1 rRNA gene is annotated in these 2,146 nt (G+C 55.8%); it reads left to right on the top strand.

Going from position 1 to position 2,146, the window contains the following annotated elements:
• Positions 1–2,146: ribosomal RNA gene (locus tag MA879_RS12215) — 23S ribosomal RNA — on the top strand; the annotation flags it as partial.

Here is a 2,146-nt window from a genome sequence, read left to right as displayed (position 1 = left end):
TAGAGGGTGAGAGCCCCGTAGTTGTAATGTGTTCCGCCGCTGTTGAGAGGTTGCCCGAGTAGCACGGGGCCCGAGAAATCCCGTGTGAATCTGCCAGGACCACCTGGTAAGCCTGAATACTCCCTGTTGACCGATAGTGAATCAGTACCGTGAGGGAATGGTGAAAAGTACCCCGGGAGGGGAGTGAAATAGTACCTGAAACCATGTGCCTACAAACCGTTGGAGCCTCCTTGTTGGGGTGACAGCGTGCCTTTTGAAGAATGAGCCTGCGAGTTAGTGATACGTGGCGAGGTTAACCCGTGTGGGGAAGCCGTAGCGAAAGCGAGTCTGAATAGGGCGGTTGAGTCGCGTGTCCTAGACCCGAAGCGGAGTGATCTACCCATGGCCAGGTTGAAGCGCGTGTAAGAGCGCGTGGAGGACCGAACCCACTTCAGTTGAAAATGGAGGGGATGAGCTGTGGGTAGGGGTGAAAGGCCAATCAAACTCCGTGATAGCTGGTTCTCCCCGAAATGCATTTAGGTGCAGCGTCACGTGTTTCTTCCCGGAGGTAGAGCTACTGGATGGACGATGGGCCCTACAAGGTTACTGACTTCAGCCAAACTCCGAATGCCGGGAAGTGAGAGCGTGGCAGTGAGACTGTGGGGGATAAGCTTCATAGTCGAGAGGGAAACAGCCCAGACCACCGGTTAAGGCCCCTAAGCGTGTGCTAAGTGGGAAAGGATGTGGAGTTGCTGAGACAACCAGGAGGTTGGCTTAGAAGCAGCCACCCTTGAAAGAGTGCGTAATAGCTCACTGGTCAAGTGATTCCGCGCCGACAATGTAGCGGGGCTCAAGTACACCGCCGAAACCGTGGCATTCAGTTTTCTGGATGGGTAGGGGAGCGTCGTTCACGAGGTGAAGCCAGCGGGTGACTTCTGGTGGATTGTGGACGAGTGAGAATGCAGGCATGAGTAGCGAAAGACGGGTGAGAAACCCGTCCGCCGGATGACTAAGGGTTCCAGGGTCAAGCTAATCTGCCCTGGGTGAGTCGGGACCTAAGGCGAGGCCGACAGGCGTAGTCGATGGACAACGGGTTGATATTCCCGTACCAGTGAAGAACCGTCCCTGCTGAGCCGGTGATACTAACCGTCTGAAGCGCCCCTCACTGCCCCTTCGGGGGTGGATGGGTGCGTGGAGCACGGGACCTGAACCGGGGAGGCAAGCGTATTAACAGGTGTGACGCAGGAAGGTAGCCGGGCCAGGCAATGGAATCGTCCTGGTCTAAGGGTGTAGGGCTGCCGGTAGGTAAATCCGCCGGCTGGATGCCTGAGACCTGATGGGCGCCCACGATGTGGGTGATCCGGTGATCCTATGCTGCCAAGAAAAGCATCGGCGCGAGGTTCCAACTGCCCGTACCCTAAACCGACACAGGTGGTCAGGTAGAGAATACTAAGGCGATCGAGAGAATCATGGTTAAGGAACTCGGCAAAATGCCCCCGTAACTTCGGGAGAAGGGGGGCCCCAACCTTGAGCACCACGTGCTGGTGTGAGGGGATCGGGGCCGCAGAGACCAGGGGGAAGCGACTGTTTATCAAAAACACAGGTCCGTGCGAAGTCGTAAGACGATGTATACGGACTGACTCCTGCCCGGTGCTGGAAGGTTAAGAGGACCCGTTAGCTTCGGCGAAGCGGAGAATTTAAGCCCCAGTAAACGGCGGTGGTAACTATAACCATCCTAAGGTAGCGAAATTCCTTGTCGGGTAAGTTCCGACCTGCACGAATGGAGTAACGACTTCCCCGCTGTCTCAACCATGAACTCGGCGAAATTGCATTACGAGTAAAGATGCTCGTTACGCGCAGAAGGACGGAAAGACCCCGAGACCTTTACTATAGTTTGGTATTGGTGTTCGGTGTGGCTTGTGTAGGATAGGTGGGAGACTGTGAAGCGGGCACGCCAGTGTTCGTGGAGTCATCGTTGAAATACCACTCTGGTCATACTGGATATCTAACTTCGGCCCGTGATCCGGGTCAGGGACAGTGCCTGATGGGTAGTTTAACTGGGGCGGTTGCCTCCTAAAATGTAACGGAGGCGCCCAAAGGTTCCCTCAGCCTGGTTGGCAATCAGGTGTCGAGTGCAAGTGCACAAGGGGGCTTGACTGTGAGAGTG

Source organism: Micrococcus lacusdianchii, from assembly GCF_023155805.1.
In the GTDB taxonomy this organism is placed as follows: Bacteria; Actinomycetota; Actinomycetes; order Actinomycetales; family Micrococcaceae; genus Micrococcus; species Micrococcus lacusdianchii.
Note: the sequence above shows the minus strand (reverse complement) of the source record. Positions and strands in the feature narration are given on the sequence as shown.